Origin of the sequence: Aeoliella sp. (assembly GCF_965227375.1) — a bacterium.
Classification (GTDB): Bacteria; Planctomycetota; Planctomycetia; order Pirellulales; family Lacipirellulaceae; genus Aeoliella.
In genome coordinates, this window is record NZ_CBDDFX010000001.1 from 1,746,193 (window position 1) to 1,769,563 (window position 23,371).

Sequence of the window (23,371 nt, forward strand, 5' to 3'; positions counted from 1 at the left end):
GTGGCACGCGTGTCTATCGCCGTCCGCGTCGCGGCTTCTTCTCTTCGGCTGGGTTGGCGCCTTCGACGTCGACCAGGGTGAGTTCGCCGGACTTGGCGTCGAGTTCAAACTTGAAGTTGCCCAGGAAGCTCATGCCCAAGAGCGGTTCGGCGGCGACCGCGTCGGCGCCGAGCACGGCCGCTTCGACGTCTTTCACGGAGAACTGGCCCACGCGGACCTCGTCGAGTTTGACCATCTGCCCCATGATTGTCCGCCCGTCGGCCATGACGAGTTGGACCATGGGATCGTCCTTGGTGGGCTCGACGCCCAACTCCTTGGCCACCGCTTGGGGCAACAGGATCATGCTGGCTCCCGAGTCGACCACCATCTCCTTGTCGTACTTGCCGTTCACGGTGACCGACGCGTAGAGCGTGTTGCCTTGGCGGCGGAGCGGGATGGCTTCGGTCAGCACCTCGTCTTCCAACGCTTCGAGCTTACGCATGGCGGATGCAAGCGAGCGGGAAGGCTCCAGGCTGTACTCCTTGCCGGTGGCGGTGTTCAGCTCCTCCACGGCTTGCTTCAGCTCGTCGTTCTCTGCGGCGCTCTCGTACAACTGGCTGGCCGAGTCGACCAGGTCGCGAATAACGAGCACCTGCTTCAAGTAGGCCTCGCGGGCTTTGCTCCACTCGGCGCGGGCTTTCGACTCGGCTTCGTCGGCCTTGGGCGTTTGACCTTTGAGCAAATCGAGTTGCCCCTGCAGCGCTTGCAGCGCGCCAACCAGACGGTTGTTAGTTTCGACGTCGCCCTGACGCACGTTGGCCAGTTGGGTACTAAGCTGCACGTACCGATGGGTAAGTTGAGCGATCTTTGCCTTGTGCTGATCGACCTTGCCCTGCACGGAAACCAACCCGCGAGTGGCGGTCATCAGACTACGCCGAAGCTTGTTCACTTCCTTCAGCGCGGTGGAGACCTCCGCTTCCTGCTCGGTGGTCAGTCGCGAGCCGCTCACCTTGAAGCCCGCCTCTTCCAACGTGGCGGTCGCCGAAGCCTGGTCCGCGTGAGCCGAAGCGACCAGCAACGACAGCACGGCGAGACTAGCGAAAACAGTGTAGATTCGCGGAATCATGGATTGCTCCAGGGCAGGGGGGCAGGTGGGAGTCTTCTCATCCTAACAGTTGCCTTGGCGCGGGGCAAACTTCGCTGCCAGCGAGCGGCCGCGTGCGCGTCGGGTGCAGCAGTTCGCCCTAGCCGTTCGACGTGTGCTGGTTGGGCCGATTGTCCGACCTGGAGGCCGCCCTCCGGGTCGTGGCCTGCGGCGAGCTTGCAGTTCCGCTCTACTGCCACCCGCAGCGTGTCCTATCGTTACTTGGATAATCCGTTTCTGAGTCTGGCGACCGCCGCCGGTTGCCTGGAGGCCTAACGCAATGAGTCGAAACAAACGTGGCAAGGAATATGTCGATCCTCAGGTCCAGGGCGCGCTGTGGCGTCGGCTGGTCGTGCACTGGTTGGCCTACACCGGAATAGCGCTGCTGCTGGTGGTGGGCCTGGAGTGGATGAGCGATCCTTTCCAGTCGATCAGCGAAGTGGTAACACGCGCCTGGTGGACCTACAGTCCGATGCTGCTGGTGCTGGCTTGTTTGATTCCGCTGTTCGTGTACGACTCGATTCGCTTGAGCCATCGCTTCGCTGGTCCGGTGTTCCGGCTGCGCCAGGTGATTCACAGCCTGGCTAGCGGTTCGAACCCCGAGCGGATTGAGTTCCGCGACAACGACTTCTGGAAAGAGATCGCCGCGGACATGAACCAGGTGATCGACCGTCTGGGCAACGCCCCGACCAAGAACGAGGAGCCCGGCACCTGATGAGCCCTCAACGACCCAAACGCAACCTCCGCCGCGGCGTGGCCGCCGCGGAGTTCGCCGTGTGTCTGCCGATCTTGGTGCTGCTGGTGCTGGGCATGATCGAGACCTGCTCGATGGTGTTCCTCAAGCAGTCGCTGGCCGTCGCCGCGTACGAAGGAGCTCACACGGCGGTGAAGCCCGGCGCAACGACCGCCGATGTGCGAACCACCTGTGAAGACATCCTTCGCGATCGCCGGATCGACGGGGCCACGGTGACCGTAACGCCTGGCGAAGTGTCGGACGTTCCGGCGGGCGATTACATGACCGTTCGAATCACGGCTCCATCGGACCAGAACAACGTGCTGCCGCTGAAGTTCTTCCGTGACGCCCAGGTCGACGCTTCCGCTGTGATGATGAAAGAAATCTGAGGCTGCCGATGCTCGCCGTTCGTAGAAAACCTTCGTCCCAACGCCGCGGCGCCATCCTGGTGCTGGTGGCCATTGTGTTGCCGGTGCTCGCGCTGATGATGGCCTTCGCCATCGACGTGGCGTGGATGCAGCTGGTGAACACCGAACTTCGCACCGCTACCGATGCGGCGGCCAGGGCGGGCGCCAAGGTGCTTTCGGTGTCGCAAGACCAGGACGTTGCTCGCGCGGCCGCCATCGAAGCGGCCAGTCGAAACCTGGTGGCCGGCGTGCCCATGCAGGTGGCGGACAGCGACGTGACATTTGGCATTTCCGAGCAACCCGGCGGCACCGGACGATTTGTGTTCACCCCGGCCAATACCGGCGTGCTGAACGCCATCCATGTCGACGGGCGGCGGACCAACGACTCGGTGGCTGGTCCGGTGAGTTTGTTCTTCGCCCGCGTGCTGGGCGTCGATACCTTCCAGCCGGTGCAGGAGGCCACCTCCACGGTGCTGGACCGCGACATTTGCTTGGTGATCGACCGCTCGGGGTCCATGGGGCTCGATCTGTCGGTCCGTGGCGACCGCAACGGCCAAAACTGCGGCCCCTTGAGCAACACCACTCGCTTCGCGGCACTGCATACCGCGATTGGTGCGTTCCTGGACGAACTGGACAACACCTTCCCCGACGAGCAGGTGGCGCTGGCCAGCTACAGCAGCGAGTTTCGCAAGCGCTGTCGCCGCAATGGCAACCTCGATTTCGACACCGCCGATATACGTGAGCCGCTCACGCAGAACTACACCGCCATTCGCGCTCAGATGGACGACTTTATGCTCCGCGGCATCGGTGGCAGCACCGCCATTGGCGAAGGACTTCGACAGGGCATCGCCGCGCTGAACGACAGCAGTGCGCGGCCGTTTGCCGTGAAGACCATCGTGCTGATGACCGACGGGCTGCATAACACCGGCGTCGAGCCATCGGTCATCGCCCGCCTGGCGGCTGCCCAGGACATTACCGTGCATACCATTTCGTTTGGCGCCGGAGCCGACCAGACACGGATGCAACAGGTAGCCAGCATCACCGGCGGCGAACACTACCATGCCGACACGGCGGGCGACCTGAGCGAGGTGTTCCGCGAAATCGCCCGGACGCTGCCCGTGTTGCTGACCGAGTAAACCTACCAGGACCGCTTGGCGGTCCGGCAACTGTGGAAGTTTGGCAAATGATCAAAGCGAGTCGCAATTACCGTAGTTCCGAGCGCCGTGGTGCGGTGATGGTGGAGTTTGCCATCTGCGCGCCGGTGTTCATCCTGGTGGTGCTGGCGATGTTCGAGTTCAGTTGGCTCAACGTGGTCCGACACACGGCCGACAACGCCGCGTACGAGGCCGCCCGGGTGGCGATGGTCCCTGGCGCTACGGCCGCCGAGGCGATCGCCGAGGCCGAGCGGATCATGTCGGTGGTCGGCGCGCGTGGCACCCAGGTGACGGTCGACCCCCCAAATCTGGGGCCCGACTCGACCGAGGTGACCGTGTCGGTAGTGATTCCGGTGGACGACAACGCGTTGGTAACGCCCAAATTCACGGGCGGCCGGCAAATAGAGTCCAGCAGCACGCTTCGCACCGAGCGCGTCGAGACCCGCTAGCTTGTAGGGAAAAGCGACAGTTTTTCCTGGCGCATCTGTTGACATTGCACCCAACCACGCTTAATGTGGTAACTGTGAGAAGGACTCACACCGTAAACCCCTTATTGGATAAGAACTAAACACAGCAAAAAAGCCGCTAATAAAAGCAACCTCTCAAGATCTCCCTATCCATCTGCGCGCAATTTCGCGCCAGTGGTAGAGATTTTGAGAGGTTGTTTTTTTGTTGGCGTGTCAAACGTCTGGCAATCCCGTATTGCGACGAGCGTTGGAGCTTTGGTGGCCTCGGCGCGGAATCGCAGGCGATGGTGAGCTGACGGAAACCCTCGATAGAAGAGCTTGTGGAGCGCTAATGCTGAACACGTAAATTCGCATTCCCACAAACGAATCTATCGTTTTTTCCGTCGATAAACCTACACAGCTCACACATCACTACTCTCGGGGATTGACCTCATGACTTGTTCATTGCGCCAAGTTTTTGCCTGGCTTGTCATGGCAACGGTTGTAGCCAGCACAAGCAATTCGTACGCCGCGATTCTGTATGGCGATTTCAGTGACATACCGCCCGGTTCGGTAATGTACACAGACGTTACCGAAAGCTCCTCTACTGATCCGGTGCCACCGGCCCGCTACGGTGCTCCAGAGATCACCGCCAACACGCTCGACTTCGATCCCATGCAGTTCGGCGCGAGTTCCGAAGGTGGCGGCGCCGACCTGTTCGATGGTCAATTGAACTTCGACATGATGGTGGCCCAAAACTCAACCGGCGTAGCCGGCGGCTTCAGCGCGCTCACCATCACCGAGAGTGGCGACCTCACCCTGTTCGGCGCAGGTAGCAGTGTTACCTCCGTTGCGGCGGGTGTATTTGCTGAGGTTGAGATTCTCGCCGTCGATGGCGTGATGCTCCCCAACCCGCTGACCGTTGTCGCCAGCACGCAGTTCACCGCCGACCTGACATCGAGCCCGGGACTCAACCAACCTTGGGGTAACGTCTTGTTCGTCGACTTCGCCCCGACACTGCAGAATGCCGGCCTCACGCCGGAGTTTGGTGTAACGAAGGCCAAGGTGGTGCTTGACGATACGCTGGCAGCTATCAGCGAGTCTAATCCCAGCACGATTGCGTTCATCGCCAAGAAGGACTTCAAGATCAATCCAGGCGATTTGGTCCCGAATCCCGAGTATAACCCCGAAGTCCCCGAGCCAACTTCGGTGCTCCTGTTGGGCACCTTGGCCGGACTAGGATTGGCCTACCGCCGCTTCGCCTGAGAGTCGGCGCACTGCCTACCCAGCAACTCGCACCCATCTGGACGATTAGTCGTTCAGGTGGGTGTTTTCTTTTTGGGGTAGCGTACGGACACGTGCAGCAGGTGACACATCGCGCGCCGGTCGACTACTATACGGCAAGCCTAATCACGATCACCGACCCTAACGAACGACCGAGACATCGATGCCGACTTTCGACCCCGCCGACTACGGGCCCACCTTTGCCGAGTTGCTCTCGGTCGATCGCTGCCGCGCGTTGGACGAGGGCGCACCTGAGCACCAGATCGCCAGCCGCCTGAGCAGCCTGAAGCCAGCCGACGCGTTCGAGCACGCCAGTGTGGCGGATCGCGAGATGGCCTCCGCCTGCCTGGCTGGGGTGTGGCTGCTGTACGATCACCTGGACGACTCGCACACCATCAGCCAGGGCATCGGCAGCAGCACTGGCAGTTTCTGGCACGGCATCATGCATCGCCGCGAAGGCGACTTCTCCAACGCCAAGTACTGGTTCCGCAACGTCGGGCACCATCCGGTGTTCGAGCCGCTGGCCGAGGCTGCCGAGCGGTTGGCCGCCGAACAGGGGGCCTCTGGGGTGCTTCCCTTGGGGGACGAGTGGGATCCCTTCGCCTTCGTCGACTGCTGCCAGCAGGCGGTGCGGGGCGGCGACGACCAGGACTTCTGCCGCGCGGTGCAGCAGGCCGAGTGGGAGCTGCTGTTCGACTTCTGCTACCGCAGGGCGGTGGGAGAGTAGGCGGGCGAGCAGTGGCCACCCTTGCCAGCCGCCGGAGTGCCGCGCGATACTGAGACCTTGCTGCAACCAACCAATATTCACAAGAAGCGGAGCCATACCATGTCGCGAAGTGGAGCTATCACGTTCAAAGGTAACCCGATGACTCTGGCCGGCGATGCCGTGTCCGCTGGCCAGGCCGCGCCGGACTTTACGCTGCACTACTTCGAGGGTGGGCTGCAGCCGCTGACGCTCGCCGACCTGAAGGGCAAGCCAAGCCTGCTGAGCGTGGTTCCCTCGCTCGACACCGGTGTCTGCGCGATTCAAACCAAGAAGTTCAACGAGTCGCTGGCCGGCATGGGCGATTCGATCAACGCCGTGACCGTGAGCCTCGATCTGCCGTTCGCCATGAACCGCTTCTGCGGCGCCGAAGGCATCACCAACATGAAAGTGGGTAGCGATTACCAGGACCGCAACTTTGGCAACGCGTGGGGCACGCTGATCGAAGAACTGAAGATCATGTGCCGCGCCTGCTTCGTGCTCGATAGCCAGGGCAACGTGGTCCACGCTGAGTACGTACCCGAAGTGACCAGCGAGCCGGACTACGACGCGGCCCTGGCTGCGTTGAAATCGGCCAGCTAGTAGCCTGCAGCACCATGAGTAGACATCTTCGAGTCGTAGTATTCAGCGTCGCGAGCGTCGCCGCTGGGCTGGCGCTCTATGCGAACCTGCGAGCCGCCTGGGCCAACGAGCCCTCGTCGCCCGAGACGGATGTGGTCCTGCTGGGCAGCGACGAATTGGTGTCCGGCATCCCAGGCGAGGGGCCTTTGACGCTGGAGGAGATTCACGCCTGGCTCGACGATCCGCGCAGTCACCAGCCGCTGGAGCCCGAGTTGCCGCTCGGGCTGGCGGCTGGCGAGAAGGAGATTGCGGGCCTCGAGGAGAACCCGCTCACGCGGGCCAAGATCGAACTCGGCCGCCAGTTATACTTCGACAACCGGCTGTCGAGCGACAGCACGATTAGCTGCGCATCGTGCCACGCGCCGGCGCAAGGTTACGCCGACGACACAGCGGTGAGCTTCGGCGTTCGCAACCAGGCGGGCGGGCGTAACTCGCCGGTGAGTTACAATCGCATCCTGAGCGGAGCCCAGTTCTGGGACGGCCGCGCGGCCACTCTGGAAGACCAAGCGGTCGGACCGATCGCCAATCCGGTGGAGATGTCCAACACGCACAACGCGTGCGTCGACTGCCTGGCGCAAATCGAAGGCTATCGCGTGCAGTTCGAGCGAATCTTCCGCGACGGAGTGACCATCGACAACGTTGGCCGGGCGATCGCCAGTTTCGAGCGAGCCATCGTCACCGGCCCCACGCCATGGGATCACCACGAGCGGCTTGCGGCCTTCGAGCGGGCGTACGCTGACGATCTGGAATACTTGGACGAACTCGAGGAGGAAGATCCCGAGTTGGTGGCCGAGTACCGCCAGCTGCAAGCCGCCAGCCGCGGGAAGCCGGTAAGCGAGTCGGCCATTCGCGGCGGCGAGCTATTCTTCGGCTCCGCGGGTTGCTCGGTCTGCCACAACGGGGCCAACTACAGCGACGAGTTGTACCACAACCTGGGCGTCGGCATGGACGCCGAGGAGCCCGATCTAGGTCGCTACGAAGTGACCAAGGATGACGCCGACCGCGGAGCGTTCAAGACTCCCACACTCCGCAACGTGGCGCTCACTGCACCGTACATGCACGACGGTTCGCAGAAAACGCTGGCCGAGGTGGTCGAGTGGTACGACCAAGGTGGCCACGCGAATGAGTGGCTGTCCGAGAGCATCGAGCCGCTGGGGCTGAGCAAGCAGGACAAGGCCGACCTGGTCGAATTCATGCGTGCCCTCACAGGAGAGTTCCCCAAAGTGGAAACCGGACGCCTCCCTGAGTAGTCTCGCGACTTATTCCACCACGCGCGTCTCGACCACTTCCGCGTCGATGATCTCGTCGCGGTACTGCGGCGGCGGTGAGCTGCTCGACCAGAACTGAGCGGACTGCGCCGTGCGAACTTCGATGTTCTTCTTCGCCCAGCGTCGCAGCATGCTCTTGATCACGCTGCGCAAGGGGGGCGTCAGCAGGGCGAAGCCCAGCAGGTCGGTCAGGATGCCCGGCGTTACCAACAGCACGCCCGCCACCAGAATGAGCACGCCGTCGAAGAGCTCGTCGCCTGGCACTTGCCCACGACCAATCCGCCGCTGCACGCGCAGCACGGCCTTCACGCCTTGCCACCGCGCGAGCGCGGCGCCGATGATGCCGGTCAACAACACAATACCGATCGTCTCCGGCCAGCCAATCTGCGTGCCGACGTAAATCAGCAGCAGCAGCTCGACCAACGGGCCGACGGTAAACAGCAAAAATAGGTAGAGTAGTAACATGCGGTAATTGTAGGCTCGTAGGACCGGTCGATTAAGACGTAGTTTCAAAAAAGCCCGATTGGATCAGCAGGGTTACGCTGACTCTAAGGATTCCGTTGCATGCGGTTAGCGCGGCACCGCACCAATGGGACCAGTGTCGCGGGACACCTCGCCGAATATCGCTCAGAATGGCCCATCCAAGCACCGTGAGAAATAGCGCAGTGCTCCACCATGTCTGCCAGGCGCCGAGGCATTGGAGAACCGAAGTCAGTACTCCCAATCCAAAGAAGACGCGCCACGGTACGGAGTCGGCGACCTTCCAGACGACGTAAATCTCCACGGGTAGCCTAAACAGAGCAAGGCAGGTTTGTATTGCCACTGTGTTGCGGTAGGGAGCGTCGCCAAACACGACTACTTCCCAAAGTGCAGTCAGGTAGGAGATGACCCAGATTGCGTAGAACAGGGCGATGTACTGCCCCGGTTGGTCCCAGTAGGCGAAACCTCGCCACCGCCACCATACTCCCAGTCCGGTGATGGTGACCCCCGTTGCGATAAGGATCGCCACGATGGCCTGGTAAGTCTTCCACACCATCTCTTGCGTTTCGCCCAGTTCGCTCCAGCCGGGAAACGCCCGTAGCATGCTTGCGAGCAGGGCAACCACGACAGTTAAGAGAAATACATGATGAATCCGCAGACGCGGTGGCGGGGGACGTTGGATCGACTTCGAGTGGTCCTCCGCTTCGTCGTGCTCCACCGCTTCAACGTGCGTCGAATGGTCCTCGCTCGATGGGGACGGCGGCTGGGGTGAATCGGGGTCGTTCATGGTCCAATCGCATGGTGGGATGCGGTGCGGCCTTGCCGGGGGAGCGAATAGGCATGTTATACCGTCTGGCGCGATGCCCTGCGGGCGAGCTGGGCCGGTAGTGCCGATTGCCGCTGTTTTGCCCACCGCACGTTGGGTAGAATGAGTACAAGCCCCGCACGGGGGCGTTTTCCGCCTGCCCACCACCGCCGAATGCCATGGCTCTGGTCATCCTCCGCGTAATGTTCCTGATGGTCGCCATCGCACTAGGTGTGCAGGTGGTGCGGTCCGACTTGTTCCAGAGCACATTCAGCTTCCTGCCGTGGCTGGCGTTTTTCGGCGTGATGCTCGGCGCGGCGGCCGTGCTGGCAGGCGACATCCTGATCCGCCGCAAGCGACTCGACGTGATCACGGCCGTGTACTTCGGTGCGGTGATCGGCTTGTTCCTGAGCTACGTCCTGCAGCTCGGATTGACGCCGCTGATCGAGCAAATCCCCAACCCCGACGTGGCCGATTGGGTCAAGCTGGCCGTGGCCGCGATCACCTGCTACGTCTCCATCAGCGTGTTGCTTCAGACGCGCGACGACTTCCGCTTCATCATTCCCTACGTCGAATTCGCCAAGGAGATGAAGGGCCTCAAACCGCTGGTGCTCGACACCAGCGTGGTGATCGACGGCCGCATCGCCGACCTGATCGAAACGCACGCCATCGACAACCAGTTGATCATGCCACAGTTCGTCATTGCCGAGTTGCAGGGCATCGCGGACTCGAGCGACAAGCTCAAACGAGGGCGTGGCCGACGGGGGCTCGATATTCTCAATCGACTGCAAAGCAATCCCAAAGTCGACCTGATGATCTTCGACCGTGACCTGCCCGAGTTTACTGGGCAGCCAGTCGATCAGAAGTTGGTGCTGCTGGCCAAGCACTTGGAAGGCAAAGTGGTCACCAACGATTACAACCTCAACAAGGTCGCCAAGCTGCACAGCGTCGGCGTGGTGAACCTGAACGACATCGCCAATTCGCTCAAGCCGATCTTCCTGCCTGGCGAGTCGCTCAATGTTCGCCTTATCAAGCCGGGCGAGGACGTGCGGCAGGGCGTTGGCTATCTGGAAGACGGCACCATGGTCGTTATCGAAGGCGGACGCGAGCACATTGGCGAAATGATCATTGCCACGGTGACCAGCGTGCTGCAAACCAGCGCGGGCCGAATGGTGTTCGGCAAGTTCGAATCCACCGCCGGCTCAAACGGACGATAGTCCGATAGTCGCGATTCGCTCCGCGAATCAGCGCTTTCTGAAATTGCTCTAGGCTCGACGCCATCGCCAAGCGAGCACACCGAGTGCGCCGCTGGCTAGGAGCAGTATGCTGGAAGGCTCGGGCACGACGCCGGAAGTTGTACCGAGCACGGTCGAGAGGTTGAGCGAAGCGCCGCCCGCTTGTTGGAAGCCGCTGCGGAGCAAGAGGAAGTCGTTAAGGTCGGTGATTCCATCCTGATTCAGGTCGCCCTGCTTCCAGGAGAAGATATCGCCCGTGGCCTGCTCGTTTCCCCAGCCGGCGACGAATGCCTCGACATCGTCGTTGTCGACATCGCCGTCGAGATCGATGTCGCCCCACAAGCCTTCGTTGAGCAGGACGATGTTATCGCTGGCGTCGTAGCCGAACTCACGCCCCACCAGCGAGAAGAATCGTGTGTCCTCGCCGGGTGCACCTCCCCACTCGTACCCTTCGGGCGGGGCCATGTAGGCTTCGATTTGATCTTTGTAGACCGACAGGTCGGTAAACACGGTAAGGTCACCCAGTTTGCTGCTGCCGTTGCGAAGTGCTGCAGACGTGGTGGTGTTAACGTAATTGGCAACGGAGTGCATGACGCCGGCGAGTTCCCAGCGGCCTTGAGAAGTGTTCCAGTAGTAGATGCCGGAGCCGGAGTCGCCCTGGGCCGCTTGAATCTCGGAACCACCGCCTACAACTTGCGAGCCATCGTAGGTGAACGTGTAATCGTCGAAGTCGAAGCCCATGACAACGGTGTCGTTCCCACTTACTTCGAGGGTATAGTGGCTGGTTCCACTGACACTGTCGAAATCTTCCAAGCGACTACTGACAGTACTGGACGATTCAACCCGATTCGTCCCCCATGCCTGGCGGAAATTGCCGCGATTGGAGTAGCCGAGCGCATGCCAACCGCTTCCGTCGTGCAGACAATTGCCTGTGCAATCGGAAAGCGAACTGGGAACAGTCGAGCCTGTCCATTCTGCCTGAAGCAACGGATCACCGTCGGGTCGCGTGCGGCCATTGCTAATGGCTACAATCTGCGTGTTGAAGCTCGGTTTGGAAGAGGCGATGTGAATCGACTGCATATTGAGCCCCTGGCTGGCTGCCTGCTGCTCAGGCGTTCCGGAGGTCTCAAAGGAATTCAGCCGCGCGATTCGTAAATCGGCTTGCGCGGTGAGTCCTTTGTTTGTCAGCGTCGTTGGATTCTTCAGTGTGACGGTAGCGCCATCAATGATGCTATAGGAGTCGCCGTTGAGCGACTCGGAGAAATTGCCCAGGCCGGTATGCTTGGCCGAGAGAACCCATCCATTGCCCAAGTAAACGCCGCGCTCGGTGGAGTTGTACCAACCGGGATCGACATTCGTGCCCCAAGCTCCCGTTGGCATCGTCTGGGTGGTGGGAGGTGCGTAGTAGGGCGTGGGGTCGATATCCATGACGACCAGGGCGCTGGCTTGCTGCGATAGCAATGCCACAACGATGGCCGCGCCCACCACCCAGGCGGGTGGGGAGAAAAACGCACGACTTACGTTCACCGGTGGGTACATCAAGGAGCCTGTTCCAGTACAGAAAGGAGCGAAAAGTTATCTTGCCGGCTAGTGGTAGATACAGCGCCCCCGGCAATCGGAGTGCGACAACCACGCTCCAACTTTTATCTTAGCCATGCACCGCAGTTTAGCAAGCATTTGGCGGTCGCCATAGCGTTGTCGTAAGTGCTTGCAGCGAAAATGGTTGCAGCTATCCGAATGCCTCCGGAAGTGTCGATTTGCGCGGTTTTAAGCCCGCTCGCTTGCAGCAACCGCCCCAGCGGCATGCATAATGCAATATTCGATTGCCTTAGGTTCGTTTTGCCGTAGCCCACTCGACACCCCGTCATGCGTATCGCCGTCCTCATGGGCACCCGCCCCGAAGCCATCAAAATGGCGCCCGTCATCCGCGCCATTGAGCGGCATCCGAAGCTGGATGCGTGGGTGGTGAACACCGGTCAGCATCGCGAATTGATCGACCAGGTGATCGGCTTGTTCGAACTGCCGGTTCACCGAAAGTTGGATGTGATGCAAGCGAATCAGACGCTCGCGTCGCTCACCGCGCGGCTGATGGAGCGGATCGACGAAATGCTGCTCGCTGACCAGCCCGATATGGTGCTGGTGCAGGGCGACACGACCACCGTGCTGTGCGGCGCGCTCGCCAGCTTCTACCGCGGCATTCCGGTGGGGCACGTCGAAGCGGGGCTGAGGACCGGCAACCTGGCGGCACCGTTTCCCGAGGAAGGCAATCGCCGGCTGACCACGCCGCTGGTGTCGCTGCACTTCGCGCCGACAACAACCTCCAAACAGCATTTGCTGGCCGAGCACGTTCCCGCAGGCGACATCGTGGTGACCGGCAACACGGTGATCGATGCACTGGAGTGGGAAGTCGAGCGGCAGCAGCAGGACGCCACCCAGGCGATTGAGAGAAAGCTCGCTGCGATCGTGGGTGACCAGGTGCTGACGCGCCCGTTTGTGCTGGTCACGGGGCATCGCCGGGAGAACTTTGGCGGCGGCTTCGACCAAATCTGTAGCGCGTTGAAAACCCTGGCCGAGCGCTTCGCCGATCACTTGTTCGTCTACCCGGTGCACTTGAATCCAAACGTCAAGCAAGTGGTGCACCGCGAACTGGCCGAGACACCGAACATTCGATTGATCGACCCGCAGCCGTATCGCGAGTTCGTCGCCCTGTTAGTCCGCTGCCGCCTGGTGCTGACCGACTCGGGCGGTGTGCAGGAGGAAGCACCCAGCCTGGGCAAGCCAGTGTTGGTGATGCGCGACACGACCGAACGACCCGAAGGCGTGGAGGCCGGCACGGTGAAACTGGTGGGGCCGCACGAGCAGGCGATTGTCGACGAAGTCTCGCGGCTATTAAGCGACGAGGCCGCATATCGATCGATGGCCGAAGTGGCCAACCCCTACGGCGACGGCCACGCGGCCGCGCGAATCGTCGAGGCGATCACCGAGCGCTACCTGTAAGCTCAAGCCACACCCGCCACCGCGGCGCAGGTGTCGAATTTGTACCGGCTGAGCATCATCTCGAGCTTGCGCTGTGTACTGGCGAGACCGACGTACGACTTGAATCGCCGATGAATGGGCATCGGCACGCGAGGGCAGTCGGCCGCGAAGTCGCGCGGATGCAAGTACACAACCACCGGCGTGTTCTGCTGCTCGAACTGGGCAAACCCTCGCTGTATGAGCCACTCGGGCAGCAGCCGCAGGTAACCACCGCCGCTGAACGCCAGGCGGCGGCCGGCGAACCGCCCGATGCTCATGGGCAGTTCGCGAATCGATCGGCCCGAGGGTGTTGCGGAAAAGTCGTGCGCGGGTTGCTCGCAGGGATAACCACCATGGCCACGGCGGGCGGGAAACAAGCTGGCGTCGTACGCAAATCCGAGGTCGAGCAGCACGTCGATGGCCCACTCCGCGCCGGGCGTGATCGAGAAGCTCGGCGCCCGATAGCCCAGCACCTTCTGCCCCGAGTTCTGCTCGATGACATCAACCGTTCGCTGCGTGTCGTCACGGAATTCTTCGGCAGTGAGCTGGTCGACGCGGCGATGCCAATACGAGTGGCAAGCCAGCTCATGCCCCGCGTCGGCAATCCTGCGAACCATGTTGGGGTAGCGCTCGGCCACCCAACCAAGCATAAAGAACGTCGCCTTCACTCCGGCGTCGCCCACCGTTGCGAGGATCTGATCGGTGTATCGTTCGACCAATGTGGGAAAGTTAGGCCACTTCTCGATGTCGGACACCGCATCGATTTCCACCATGTGGAACCAGTCTTCGATGTCGAACGACAGGGCGTGGGTCAGGACAGGTTGTGGCGTGTCGGGCATCGATTAAAACGCGTCGTGATCGCGGAACGAGTAATTCCAGTTGGCCAGGTCGGTCAACCAGGCGTGTTCGGTACGTGCCTTCTTGGGGTAGACCATGAACGTGTACTTCTCGGGCGACTTGCGGAAGCCGCAGCTCTGCATCAGGTCGCGCATTGCGCTGCCCAATCCATCGAAGTACAGAATCGCTTCGATGTTTGACTTCTGGGCCAGCGATTCCAGCCGATGCACCGTGGCAACAGCCGCCGAGGCGTTGCCAGACGCGTGCACCAGGTCCATGACCACGGCCACCTGGATGTCCGCGCCGCGCTCCGCTTGCCGATAGACCAAAGCGGCTTGCAGTGAGGAATCGGCCGCATCTCGGCAGACCAACGCTCGGTAGACTCCACCTTCGCGGGTTTGAGCGTACCGCTCGGCGAGCATCTCAGCGGTCCAAATTTGGGCAAACTGCCCAGCGGCCGCGCGGTTCGCCAGGTCGGCGATCTCCGCCAGCGGTGCCTCGTCGATCGCAACATCCTCGATCGGGTGACTCTTCGCCAGCCGGCCGCGTAGCGCGACTCCCAGTCCGTAGGCGGCATCCAGCGGCGCGGTCAGCAGACCGGTTGCTGCTGGGAGCTGTTTGTACTTGGCGGCGAAGCGGCCGGGGCGCAGGAAGCGCACCCATACGTGCTGGTCGCCAATCTCGCCAAACCCCATCCCGCTATGCGCCCTGGCGACGTCCTGCAGGCGGACCGCTGCGTAGAGGAACTCGGCCCCGGCGTCCTTGAGCCCCCGCAGCATGGTCATGGGCAGCCGCGGGTAGAGCATCTGCGAGCGATACTCAGGATCGATGTAGAGATTAGCCCAGTAGGCGACGCGATGCTGCTGGTCTTGCCATTGGAGCGAGCGGAGGAAGAAGCTGGTCAGCGCGACCAGCTTATCGCCATCCACCGCGCCCCACGCACGGCATTTGTCTTCGTCGAGTCCTTGCAGGAACCACCGCGTCGATTCGAGGCTCCATGAGTGGTTGTCGCGCCGCGCGAGAATCTCTGCGACTTGCGGTAGGTCGTCGGGCGCGAGAGGGCGAATCTTGGCGGTGCCGACTGCGGGCGTGCTGGCGGCGGACATCGGCGATACCTATTCGGACTGCGTACGCTGCTTCTTGAATCGCTCGCTCATGTGCGACGTGTCGTCGCACAGGCGGATCTTCACGGGGATCTTGTACGATGGCAACTTCGTGAAGCAGTGCTTGCGGATTCGCTTGGTCACGTCGGCCAGTGGTTCGTCCTCGTGCAACTTAAGCTCGGCAACGACGATGTTCCCCATGATGGCGTGCGGCTCTTTGGTCACGGTGGCGTCCGCCACGTTGGGGTCTTCCATCAATACGGTTTCTACTTCGGCCGGATAGACCTTCTCGCCGCCCACGTTGATGATGTCCGACTTGCGGCCCTTGAACCGCAACCACTCGCCGTCCACTTCCACTTCGTCCTGCGTGTTGAACCAGCCTTCGTCGTCAAACGGGCTCGGCGCGTTCAAGTAGCCGAGCATCGACGATTTGGCCTTGATGTGCAGGATGCCGTCGACGATACGCGTCTGGTAGTCTTCACCGCCCACGCGAATCCAAACCGAGTCGTTGCTGCGCGACTGGGTGCGCATGATGCCCAGTTCGGTCATGCCATACGACTGGCGGAAGGTCACGCCGGGGAACGCGTCGTTCAGTCGCTGCAGCGTGGCCGGGGGCATCACCTCGGTGGCGTAGTTGATGATCTTCAAGCTCGACAGATCGTGCTTCTCGTGCTCGCCGCTGACAAGCAGCAAATTCAGGAACGTGGGCGAGGTGGGCAGCACTTCGGCGCGGTGTTGTTCGACCGCCCGGCAGATGGTGGCCGCGTCGCGCGAGGTGACCGTGATCACGCAGCCGTGGTTCGACAGCGTGTACATCATGGTGTTGAAGCCACCGATGTGGTCGAACAGCAGGAAGGTGATCATCCGCTGCGAATGCCGCGGCACTTTGAACTTGTTGAGCAGGAAGTCGAGGTTGTGCACCGCCGCCTTGGGCTCGCCGGTGGAGCCGGAGCTGAACAGCACCAGCCCAGGGCTGCCGCTTTGCTTCAGCTCGACCAACAGCGGATGGGAGACCTCGCTCGCTGCGTCGGCCGTACGGGTGTATTGGTCGTTCTCGTCCACCGATAGTCGGTGGCTCACCTCGGCCAGTCGGGCGTACTTGTCGCGGTCGGCGGTAACTTGGCGGGCGACCGGCACGATGATGTTGCGATTCTGCATGACCGCCAGCAGCAGGGCGATCGAGCCCGGCGAGAAGTCGGCGTCCAGCATCACGCACTGCCCGGGCAGCACCTGCTCGGCGGCGAGGAACTCGCTAGCCCGCTCGACCATGTCGAGCAGTTCGCCGTACCGGGTGGCGCGATCCTGCCACACGACGGCGTCCTGATCGCGGTGCTCGGCAAATCGCTCGAGAAGCCAGGAGAGCGGCATCAGGGGCCCCCGAGATAAATAACCTGGCCTGTGGTGAAGGTGTTCTTCTCGTCGAGCAAGAAGTCAACCACCCGCAACACGTCCTCGTACTCGCCGTAGCGCTTGATCGACTGGCGGTCGACGAGGCGCTGCATCTTGTCGTCGGGCACGCCGGCGATCAGGTCGGTCTTCACCGGGTTGGGCGAAACGGAGTTGGCCGTGATGCCGTGGTAGCCCATCTCGCGAGCGAGCACCTTGGTGTACGATTCGACGGCCGCCTTCGACGCGGTGTACACGGCTTCGCCTTCCAGCGAGTAGGCCACCGCGACGCTGCCGAAGTTGATGATGCGTCCTTCGCCGTGCTTGAGCATCAGCTTGGCCGCTTCGCGCGAGCAGAGCATGGTGCCGAACACGTTCACCGAGAACAGCTTGTGCATGGTGCTCAGTGGTGTGGTGAGCACGTGATTCATCGACGCGGTGCCGGCGTTGTTCAGCACCGCGAACAACTGCTTGCCGCTTTTGCGCACCGCGGCGAACATGTGGGCGATGGCTTTTTCGTCGGCCACGTCGAGTTCGAAGTGTTGGTAGCGCTCGTGCTTGGTGTCGCTGGGGCCACGGCTGCAGCCGAACACCCACCAACCACGCTCAAGCATGGTTTGGGTCATTTGCAGCCCCAGTCCGCGACTGGTGCCAGTGATCAGCATGGCTTTGTCGGACGTGCTCATGCTGCTGCTCCCGATTCATCGAGCAAGCTCACCGAGTAATCTGCCAGGGCGTTGAGCGACCGGAACGGGCTGTTCCGCATCGACATCGCTTTCTCGTTGGCCAGCACCAGCTCGGTGTTGTACTTGTCATTCAATTGAGCCTCGAACGAGGTGATCACCATCACCAGGCCGAGCGAGTCGACCGTTGCCTCGGGACCAATCAGCGGCGTGTCCTCACCAATATTCAGCTCCTGCCCTGACTGCTCGCTGTACTCCTGGACACACTCTTTCAGCAGCGCCATCACTTCGTCTCGTTTACCCATCGTCAGGTTGTCCTCGGGTTCAATCTTGGGGGGATAGCGACCGTATCTTGCCGCGGGCAGGGGGATTAGTTCGGCTTCGGGGCCACAGCGTCGCAAAACTGCTGGCACAGGCGATTTCGGCTCAGTTGGTCTTCGATCGCCTGGCGGGCCTGCTGGCCCATCGACTGCAACGCCTCGGCCGGTAGCTCCGCGATGCGGCGCATCTCGCTCGCCGCCTGGGCCGGGTCGTCGGGCGAGACTCGCCAACCTATGTTATATCGCTCAATCAAGTCTGTCACGTGCGACGGTTCGGGCCCAGCAAACAGGATCGGGCGGGCCACGGTCATGGCTCCATACACCTTGCAGGGATGGAAATAGCCGATACCGCTCTCTTCCATGGTGGCCAGATGCACATCGGCTGCCGAGAGCGAAAACCGCAGCTCGCTGAGCGGCTGGTACGGCAGCAACAGCAGGTTGGGGGGCTGGCGGTCGCGGATGGCCGCCTCGATCTCCGCCCGGCGGACACCGCCACCGATGAACACGAACTTCACGTGCTCCAAGTCTTCCATCGCCTGGGCGGCCTCGAGCAGCACGCCGATCGGGTGACCGATGCCCATGTTGCCGCTGTACATGAACACGAACTTGCCATCCAAATCGTGTTCGTTGCGGAACTTGTTCTGGTCGTGCGGCACGGGCTCCAGTTGATCTTCCAGCGGCCAGGGCGGAATCACGTGCACGCGATCCGCCAGGCCGTAGTTGTCCTTGATTCGTTGCTGCATGAATCGATCGAGCGCTACAATCGCGTGCGAGCGATGCAGGGTCTTGGTGACCGATCGCTTCAACAGCCAGCCAAACGGCGAACGCGGATTGAGCGAGCCACTGGCGATCAGCTGATCGACGTTCAGGTCCATCACCCAGAAGCTCATCGGCACCCGGCGGAAGAACCGAATGAATAGCGCTGCCGAGCCAGCCATCGGCGGGCTGGTGCTCACCAGGATGCTCGCCAGACGCGGTGTGAACAATCCGCGCACCGCTGCCTGCATGACAAACAACAACTGGCCCAGCAATCGCAGCAGCAGGGTCTTCTTGCCAAACGACGATAGCGGCAGGCGAATGATCTCCACTCCGTCGCGCATCTCCCGCCGCGGGTACTTGGCCGAAGGATCTTCGTAGCCGCGGGCCGAGGTGAGCACGCGCACGTCGTAGCCCCGCTCGACCAGCGTGGCAGCGGCATCGGCCATGTACTGACCGACGGCGGCCGGGTCGGGGACGTAGACCTGGCTAATGACGAGGATGCGCGGCTTGGAACTCATGCGGCAGGGAGGAGACATACATCTCCCCGGATACCTTCAACGGAGAAAAGAGGGTGCGGATCAGGTGGTGGCGATGCCGTGATCGGCGGCTTCGGTCACGGCGAGTTCCAAATCGCTTTGCACCATCATCCGCGCCAAATCGGCGAGCGTCACGGTTGGTTCCCAATCGAGCAGTCGCTTTGCCTTGCCGGGGTCGCCCAGCAGCAGGTCGACTTCAGCAGGACGGAAGTACTTGGGATCGATCTTGATGAGCGTTTGGCCATCGGGACCGATGCCAACCTCATCGACACCCGACCCACGCCACTCGATCGGCAAGCCGACTTCCTGGAAGCAGAGTTCGCAGAACTCGCGAACCGAATGCGTCTCGCCGGTCGCGATGACAAAATCGTCGGGCGTGTCGACCTGCAGCATCCGCCACATGGCGTCGACGTAGTCGCCGGCGAATCCCCAATCGCGCTGTGCATCCAGATTGCCCAAGTACAGCGTGTCCTGGGCGCCGAGCTTGATCTTTGCCGCCGCCCGACTGATCTTGCGCGTGACAAAGGTCTCGCCTCGTCGCGGCGATTCGTGGTTAAACAAGATGCCATTCACCGCGAACATGTTGTACGATTCGCGGTAGTTGCGCGTGATGTGAAAGCCGAACGCTTTGGCACATGCATATGGACTGCGGGGCCAGAACCGGGTGGTTTCCGACTGCGGTGTCTCGGTCACTCGGCCGTAGAGTTCGGAAGAGGATGCTTGGTAGAAACGCGTATCCAGACCCAACTCGCGAATGGCTTCGAGAATGCGCACCACGCCCAAGCCGGTGACGTCCGACGTGTACTCAGGAATCTCGAACGACACCTTCACATGCGACTGCGCGGCCAAGTTGTAGACTTCGTCGGGGCGCGACTCGGCCAGGATGCGATGGATGCTCGAGGCGTCCGCCAGGTCGCCGTATCGCAAATGCAGGCGTACGTCTGGCTCGTGTGGATCCTGGTACAGGTGATCAATGCGGCCCGTGTTGAAGCTGGAACTACGGCGAATGATGCCCCACACCTCGTACCCCTTGGCCAGGAGCAACTCGGTCAGGTAGGAGCCGTCCTGACCGGTGATGCCGGTGATCAGGGCGACTTTGTCCGGGCGATTGGTAGCGGGCATGGTGGCTTTTTCCGAGGGTAGGGGTGGGACTGTATTCGGGGGGGATGGAGGAGGGGAGGGGGCTGAGGGCAGCTACGGCGTGGCGAGGCCTCGGGCGAGCGTTTCGCCTTCGGCGTGGGCCTGGAACCACTCGTAGGTCTGCTCGATGCCCTCCCGTAGCTCAATTCTATGCCGCCAACCCAGCTTGTGTATACGGGACACGTCCAGCAGCTTTTGCGGCGTACCGTCCGGCATGCTGGTGTCGAATTGGAGCGTTGCGGTGGGACAAACCACCTGGCGGATCATTTCGGCGAGTTCGCCAATCGACTGGTCGACACCCGTGCCGACGTTAATTGTCTCTTCCGCCTCGTAGTGTTCCATCAAGTACAGGCACGCATCGGCCAGGTCGTCCACGTGCAGAAATTCTCGCCTTGGTTTGCCGGTGCCCCACACGGTTACCTCGCCCGTCGCTGCGGTGCGGCATTCGTGGAACTTGCGAATCAAAGCAGGCAGCACGTGGCTGTTCTTCAGATCGAAGTGGTCGTGGGGGCCGTACAGATTGGTGGGCATGGCCGAGATGAAGTTCATGCCGTACTGCTTGCGATACGCTTCGCACGACTTCAGGCCGGCGATCTTGGCGATGGCGTACGCCTCGTTCGTTTTCTCCAGGGGGCCGGAGAGCAAGTACTCCTCGCGAATCGGTTGAGGGCAATCGCGGGGATAGATGCAACTGCTTCCCAAGTACAGCAACTTGTCGACGCCCGTCTGCCACGACGCGTGCAACACCGTGGCGTGGATCATCAGGTTGTCGTACATGAACTCGGCCGGTCGGGTGGAGTTGGCGTGAATGCCTCCCACGGTGCCGGCAGCGTGAATCACGTACTGGGGGCGGTGCTCGCGAAACCACTCGTCGACAGCTTGCTGGCTGCGGAGTTCGAGTTCTTGCCGTGTGGCGGTAAGGATGCGAGTGAAACCAGCCTGGCGCAACCGTCGGACCACGGCGGAGCCAACCATGCCACGGTGGCCGGTTACGAAGAAGGGGGCATCGCGGGAGATTTCGGTGTGCGACATAGGTGGGAAATCGATGAGGGCGACAAAGTCGAGTCGATAGCCGGCGTTCGGAGCCGAAGCACCGGACGGAACAAATACGCAGGGACTAAACTAGGGGCCGCTGGCCGAGGGATTAACCGGGAGCCGAAGGCGAATCTTCTACCAAGCTCGCTAGCGGGGAGGAGTCGGCTAGCGTTTCGTTCGGTATCCGCACCGAATGCATCGAGAGTTCGTCGGCCTTGATGTTCTCGCGAATGTAGCGGATGTCCTCCTCGATTGGTTCGAGGAAGTCGAGCACCTGGCCGATCTGGTTGAGGGTCGACCCTCGTGCGTCGGGTTTTGTTTCGCCGGTGATATCCATCTGGCCGACCTGATCGCCGTCGACCACCAGCGGATGAGTCAATCGCCACAGCGTGGCATCGCTATCCAGATTCCGCGATGTTTCCCACGAAGCGTAAAACGATTCGTGCAACAGCGGGATGTCGATAGTGAGCTTGATGCGGCAAAGGTTGTAGTTGTCGGCCGCTTCGACAATGGCGGTCCACAACTTGTTCCACTCGCGGGAGCCCTGCAATTGGAGCGAACTTTCGCGGATACTTGCTCCGTTGGTGGATTCGTTGGTCGCCAGCGAATTGGCGAAGCGACTCATACGGCCTTTCAGCAGCGCGAATTCGATATGGCCAAACGTCTTGGTCGACACCAGGAACACCATCACCGCGGCGACGGTTACCAGGGCGATCCACTCTTTCTTCAGGTAGATGCTGAGCACCGCACTGAGGCACGTCGTGGCGCAGATTAACGCAATGAACAGCGATGCCTGCTGCACGGTCCAGCCCCGTACCAGGAGCGAATGGTGCAAGTGGCCGCGATCGGGTGCAAACATGCTGCGGCCGGTCAGCTTGCGCCGCAGGAGTGCTGCGAACGAATCGAGAATGGGGATCGACCACACTGCAATCGGCACCGCGAAGGCCATGGCGGCCGACGATTTGCCGTTGGCCAACACGGCGATGGTGCCGCACACCAGGCCAACCAACATGCTGCCAGCGTCGCCCAGGTAGATGGTGGCAGGAGCGAAGTTATATCGCAGGAAGCCGAGCAGCGCGCCGGATAGGGCCAGCACGATGGCGGCCAAAGCCACGTTGCCCTGCCAGCCACAAATGGCTGCCAGCGTGACGCAGAGAATGAATCCAACACCGCCGGCCAAACCGTCGATGCCGTCGATCAGGTTCACGGCGTTCGTGGTTCCCACCAGCCAGAACAAAGTGCCAGGGATAGCGAACCACCCGAGGTTGATGGGATAGCCAAAGGCCGTGAATCCCTCGATGCGTACGCCCGACCAGATGAGCAGCCCCGCAATGGCAAGCTGGCCCAGCAACTTGTAGCGACCACGCATGCCCTTGAGGTCGTCGATCAGCCCCAAGGCGACAATACTGGTAGCACCAATCAGGAGACAACCGAGCGGCAGCGAGTTCCATGGTGTCGCGAGGCTCACGCCGTATAGGCTGGCCACGACGAACACGATCGCCATGGCGAGCACCATGGAGAGAAATACGGCCGCTCCGCCACCTAGCGCAACCGGTTCCTTGTGCGCCTTTCGTCGACGATCAGGTCGGTCGACGAATCCAAACTTCTTGGATGTTTCGCGTACGATGGGGGTGAGGATCAGGCTCACGAGGAACGAGCCCACACCCGCAATCAGATAGAGGAGGATGGTGGAATCCAACATGTACCGCTGGCCTTGGTGTCGTCGTCAGTATGGGTGATTCAAACTTGTCGCTGCCTCAGCCCGCGAAGCTGTTTGCTAACTGTTCAATATACGCAGTTGTGGCAAATCGTCGACGTTTCGCGGAGCGGTTTCCAGGTGTTGGGCTGTGCGGTTTCTCGGCCTGCGCCATACTTCCGCTGCTTACGCTACTGTCTGCTCAATTAGCCCAGTTTCCTTGGGGCGAGTTCTTTCGCCAGGCTCTTGCGTTGCAGCTATCGTGCCACACCCCAGATACCCGAACGGTCCACAGAGCTTCTCCCGTGGAATCCAGCCGTCCTGGCAAGTGGATTAGAAAAGGCAGAAAGCGAAGTTTACCCCGGCCACACTTGGAAAAACAGTGACGCTCCGCCGCGCCGTCCGCCTGCGGTTCGGTGGTCTGAACCGCAGGATCGCTACAACCGGTTGTACGTGGCAGGTGTCGCGGAAGTTCGCGGCCCCGGCGGTAGTCTGGCGGAGAGCCGCCGAAGATGTCGCAAAAAGTCGACATGGCGAGGCCC

Annotated in this window: 23 protein-coding genes; 10 read left to right on the forward strand and 13 right to left on the reverse strand. The window is 61.5% G+C overall.

Features of this window, described 5'->3' with window-relative positions:
• Positions 1–13: 13 nt before the first annotated feature.
• A complete protein-coding gene (locus tag ACQK2L_RS07150) occupies positions 14–1,105 on the reverse strand; it encodes a TIGR02281 family clan AA aspartic protease (protein ID WP_425396250.1) in 1,092 nt (363 codons plus the stop codon).
• Between the two features lie 298 nt (positions 1,106–1,403).
• On the opposite strand from ACQK2L_RS07150, the gene ACQK2L_RS07155 reads away from it, so the two are divergent.
• From ACQK2L_RS07155 to ACQK2L_RS07190, 8 genes are all read left to right on the forward strand, one after another.
• Positions 1,404–1,838 carry a HAMP domain-containing protein gene (locus ACQK2L_RS07155; RefSeq protein WP_425396251.1) on the forward strand — a complete coding sequence of 145 codons (435 nt, stop codon included), beginning with the start codon at positions 1,404–1,406 and terminating at the stop codon, positions 1,836–1,838.
• Positions 1,838–2,245 (forward strand): TadE/TadG family type IV pilus assembly protein, encoded by a 408-nt coding sequence (locus tag ACQK2L_RS07160; RefSeq protein WP_425396252.1) that lies wholly within the window; start codon positions 1,838–1,840, stop codon positions 2,243–2,245. The genes ACQK2L_RS07155 and ACQK2L_RS07160 overlap by 1 nt, the downstream gene beginning before the upstream one ends.
• 8 nt (positions 2,246–2,253) lie before the next feature.
• Positions 2,254–3,399, forward strand: a complete 1,146-nt coding sequence (locus ACQK2L_RS07165) for a VWA domain-containing protein (protein WP_425396253.1) — start codon at positions 2,254–2,256, stop codon at positions 3,397–3,399.
• 47 nt (positions 3,400–3,446) lie between these two features.
• A complete protein-coding gene (locus ACQK2L_RS07170) occupies positions 3,447–3,866 on the forward strand; it encodes a TadE/TadG family type IV pilus assembly protein (protein ID WP_425396254.1) in 420 nt (139 codons plus the stop codon).
• 489 nt (positions 3,867–4,355) lie between these two features.
• Positions 4,356–5,129 carry a PEP-CTERM sorting domain-containing protein gene (locus ACQK2L_RS07175; protein ID WP_425396255.1) on the forward strand — a complete coding sequence of 258 codons (774 nt, stop codon included), beginning with the start codon at positions 4,356–4,358 and terminating at the stop codon, positions 5,127–5,129.
• A gap of 181 nt (positions 5,130–5,310) precedes the next feature.
• A complete protein-coding gene (locus tag ACQK2L_RS07180; protein ID WP_425396256.1) occupies positions 5,311–5,874 on the forward strand; it encodes a hypothetical protein in 564 nt (187 codons plus the stop codon).
• A gap of 99 nt (positions 5,875–5,973) precedes the next feature.
• Entirely contained in the window at positions 5,974–6,492 is a 519-nt protein-coding gene (gene tpx, locus ACQK2L_RS07185) for a thiol peroxidase (protein ID WP_425396257.1), read from the forward strand.
• A 14-nt stretch (positions 6,493–6,506) separates the two neighbouring features.
• On the forward strand, positions 6,507–7,781 hold the full coding sequence (locus ACQK2L_RS07190; RefSeq protein WP_425396258.1) for a cytochrome-c peroxidase: 1,275 nt from the start codon (positions 6,507–6,509) through the stop codon (positions 7,779–7,781).
• A 9-nt stretch (positions 7,782–7,790) separates the two neighbouring features.
• Here ACQK2L_RS07190 and ACQK2L_RS07195 read toward each other — a convergent pair whose 3' ends face one another.
• Both ACQK2L_RS07195 and ACQK2L_RS07200 read right to left on the reverse strand, forming a co-directional pair.
• Positions 7,791–8,264 (reverse strand): FxsA family protein, encoded by a 474-nt coding sequence (locus ACQK2L_RS07195; RefSeq protein ID WP_425396259.1) that lies wholly within the window; start codon positions 8,262–8,264, stop codon positions 7,791–7,793.
• A gap of 31 nt (positions 8,265–8,295) precedes the next feature.
• Positions 8,296–9,066 carry a hypothetical protein gene (locus ACQK2L_RS07200; RefSeq protein ID WP_425396260.1) on the reverse strand — a complete coding sequence of 257 codons (771 nt, stop codon included), beginning with the start codon at positions 9,064–9,066 and terminating at the stop codon, positions 8,296–8,298.
• Positions 9,067–9,263: 197 nt separating this feature from the next.
• Between ACQK2L_RS07200 and ACQK2L_RS07205 the strand changes: the two genes are divergently transcribed.
• Positions 9,264–10,301 carry a PIN/TRAM domain-containing protein gene (locus tag ACQK2L_RS07205; protein ID WP_425396261.1) on the forward strand — a complete coding sequence of 346 codons (1,038 nt, stop codon included), beginning with the start codon at positions 9,264–9,266 and terminating at the stop codon, positions 10,299–10,301.
• A gap of 48 nt (positions 10,302–10,349) precedes the next feature.
• Here ACQK2L_RS07205 and ACQK2L_RS07210 read toward each other — a convergent pair whose 3' ends face one another.
• Positions 10,350–11,858: a PEP-CTERM sorting domain-containing protein gene (locus tag ACQK2L_RS07210; RefSeq protein ID WP_425397427.1), complete on the reverse strand. Its 1,509-nt coding sequence runs from the start codon at positions 11,856–11,858 to the stop codon at positions 10,350–10,352.
• Between the two features lie 327 nt (positions 11,859–12,185).
• Here ACQK2L_RS07210 and wecB point away from each other — a divergent pair, with 327 nt between their 5' ends.
• A complete protein-coding gene (wecB, locus tag ACQK2L_RS07215; protein WP_425396262.1) occupies positions 12,186–13,316 on the forward strand; it encodes a non-hydrolyzing UDP-N-acetylglucosamine 2-epimerase in 1,131 nt (376 codons plus the stop codon).
• 2 nt (positions 13,317–13,318) lie between these two features.
• On the opposite strand, the gene ACQK2L_RS07220 is transcribed toward wecB, so the two are convergent.
• The 9 genes from ACQK2L_RS07220 to ACQK2L_RS07260 form a co-directional block, all read right to left on the reverse strand.
• On the reverse strand, positions 13,319–14,173 hold the full coding sequence (locus tag ACQK2L_RS07220; protein WP_425396263.1) for an XrtA system polysaccharide deacetylase: 855 nt from the start codon (positions 14,171–14,173) through the stop codon (positions 13,319–13,321).
• A 3-nt stretch (positions 14,174–14,176) separates the two neighbouring features.
• Positions 14,177–15,277, reverse strand: coding sequence for a GNAT family N-acetyltransferase (locus ACQK2L_RS07225; protein WP_425396264.1), 1,101 nt, complete (start codon positions 15,275–15,277; stop codon positions 14,177–14,179).
• A 9-nt stretch (positions 15,278–15,286) separates the two neighbouring features.
• Complete coding sequence (locus ACQK2L_RS07230) at positions 15,287–16,642, reverse strand: class I adenylate-forming enzyme family protein (RefSeq protein WP_425396265.1); 1,356 nt, start codon at positions 16,640–16,642, stop codon at positions 15,287–15,289.
• Positions 16,642–17,346: an SDR family NAD(P)-dependent oxidoreductase gene (locus ACQK2L_RS07235; RefSeq protein WP_425396266.1), complete on the reverse strand. Its 705-nt coding sequence runs from the start codon at positions 17,344–17,346 to the stop codon at positions 16,642–16,644. Before ACQK2L_RS07235 ends, ACQK2L_RS07230 begins: the two co-directional genes overlap by 1 nt.
• Entirely contained in the window at positions 17,343–17,648 is a 306-nt protein-coding gene (locus ACQK2L_RS07240) for a hypothetical protein (RefSeq protein ID WP_425396267.1), read from the reverse strand. The genes ACQK2L_RS07235 and ACQK2L_RS07240 overlap by 4 nt, the downstream gene beginning before the upstream one ends.
• A 65-nt stretch (positions 17,649–17,713) precedes the next feature.
• Positions 17,714–18,940, reverse strand: coding sequence for a glycosyltransferase family 4 protein (locus ACQK2L_RS07245; RefSeq protein WP_425396268.1), 1,227 nt, complete (start codon positions 18,938–18,940; stop codon positions 17,714–17,716).
• A 60-nt stretch (positions 18,941–19,000) separates the two neighbouring features.
• Complete coding sequence (gmd, locus tag ACQK2L_RS07250; RefSeq protein WP_425396269.1) at positions 19,001–20,080, reverse strand: GDP-mannose 4,6-dehydratase; 1,080 nt, start codon at positions 20,078–20,080, stop codon at positions 19,001–19,003.
• Between the two features lie 72 nt (positions 20,081–20,152).
• Positions 20,153–21,130: a GDP-L-fucose synthase family protein gene (locus ACQK2L_RS07255; RefSeq protein WP_425396270.1), complete on the reverse strand. Its 978-nt coding sequence runs from the start codon at positions 21,128–21,130 to the stop codon at positions 20,153–20,155.
• A gap of 112 nt (positions 21,131–21,242) precedes the next feature.
• On the reverse strand, positions 21,243–22,835 hold the full coding sequence (locus ACQK2L_RS07260; RefSeq protein ID WP_425396271.1) for a glycosyltransferase family 4 protein: 1,593 nt from the start codon (positions 22,833–22,835) through the stop codon (positions 21,243–21,245).
• Positions 22,836–23,371: the final 536 nt, after the last annotated feature.

Bases quoted from the DNA above. Each gene is read 5' to 3' on its own strand.
- ACQK2L_RS07150 (WP_425396250.1), bottom strand. From the start codon at position 1,105: ATGATTCCGCGAATCTACACTGTTTTCGCTAGTCTCGCCGTGCTGTCG.
- ACQK2L_RS07155 (WP_425396251.1), top strand. From the start codon at position 1,404: ATGAGTCGAAACAAACGTGGCAAGGAATATGTCGATCCTCAGGTCCAG.
- ACQK2L_RS07160 (WP_425396252.1), top strand. From the start codon at position 1,838: ATGAGCCCTCAACGACCCAAACGCAACCTCCGCCGCGGCGTGGCCGCC.
- ACQK2L_RS07165 (WP_425396253.1), top strand. From the start codon at position 2,254: ATGCTCGCCGTTCGTAGAAAACCTTCGTCCCAACGCCGCGGCGCCATC.
- ACQK2L_RS07170 (WP_425396254.1), top strand. From the start codon at position 3,447: ATGATCAAAGCGAGTCGCAATTACCGTAGTTCCGAGCGCCGTGGTGCG.
- ACQK2L_RS07175 (WP_425396255.1), top strand. From the start codon at position 4,356: ATGGCAACGGTTGTAGCCAGCACAAGCAATTCGTACGCCGCGATTCTG.
- ACQK2L_RS07180 (WP_425396256.1), top strand. From the start codon at position 5,311: ATGCCGACTTTCGACCCCGCCGACTACGGGCCCACCTTTGCCGAGTTG.
- tpx (WP_425396257.1), top strand. From the start codon at position 5,974: ATGTCGCGAAGTGGAGCTATCACGTTCAAAGGTAACCCGATGACTCTG.
- ACQK2L_RS07190 (WP_425396258.1), top strand. From the start codon at position 6,507: ATGAGTAGACATCTTCGAGTCGTAGTATTCAGCGTCGCGAGCGTCGCC.
- ACQK2L_RS07195 (WP_425396259.1), bottom strand. From the start codon at position 8,264: ATGTTACTACTCTACCTATTTTTGCTGTTTACCGTCGGCCCGTTGGTC.
- ACQK2L_RS07200 (WP_425396260.1), bottom strand. From the start codon at position 9,066: ATGAACGACCCCGATTCACCCCAGCCGCCGTCCCCATCGAGCGAGGAC.
- ACQK2L_RS07205 (WP_425396261.1), top strand. From the start codon at position 9,264: ATGGCTCTGGTCATCCTCCGCGTAATGTTCCTGATGGTCGCCATCGCA.
- ACQK2L_RS07210 (WP_425397427.1), bottom strand. From the start codon at position 11,858: ATGTACCCACCGGTGAACGTAAGTCGTGCGTTTTTCTCCCCACCCGCC.
- wecB (WP_425396262.1), top strand. From the start codon at position 12,186: ATGCGTATCGCCGTCCTCATGGGCACCCGCCCCGAAGCCATCAAAATG.
- ACQK2L_RS07220 (WP_425396263.1), bottom strand. From the start codon at position 14,173: ATGCCCGACACGCCACAACCTGTCCTGACCCACGCCCTGTCGTTCGAC.
- ACQK2L_RS07225 (WP_425396264.1), bottom strand. From the start codon at position 15,277: ATGTCCGCCGCCAGCACGCCCGCAGTCGGCACCGCCAAGATTCGCCCT.
- ACQK2L_RS07230 (WP_425396265.1), bottom strand. From the start codon at position 16,642: ATGCCGCTCTCCTGGCTTCTCGAGCGATTTGCCGAGCACCGCGATCAG.
- ACQK2L_RS07235 (WP_425396266.1), bottom strand. From the start codon at position 17,346: ATGAGCACGTCCGACAAAGCCATGCTGATCACTGGCACCAGTCGCGGA.
- ACQK2L_RS07240 (WP_425396267.1), bottom strand. From the start codon at position 17,648: ATGGGTAAACGAGACGAAGTGATGGCGCTGCTGAAAGAGTGTGTCCAG.
- ACQK2L_RS07245 (WP_425396268.1), bottom strand. From the start codon at position 18,940: ATGAGTTCCAAGCCGCGCATCCTCGTCATTAGCCAGGTCTACGTCCCC.
- gmd (WP_425396269.1), bottom strand. From the start codon at position 20,080: ATGCCCGCTACCAATCGCCCGGACAAAGTCGCCCTGATCACCGGCATC.
- ACQK2L_RS07255 (WP_425396270.1), bottom strand. From the start codon at position 21,130: ATGTCGCACACCGAAATCTCCCGCGATGCCCCCTTCTTCGTAACCGGC.
- ACQK2L_RS07260 (WP_425396271.1), bottom strand. From the start codon at position 22,835: ATGTTGGATTCCACCATCCTCCTCTATCTGATTGCGGGTGTGGGCTCG.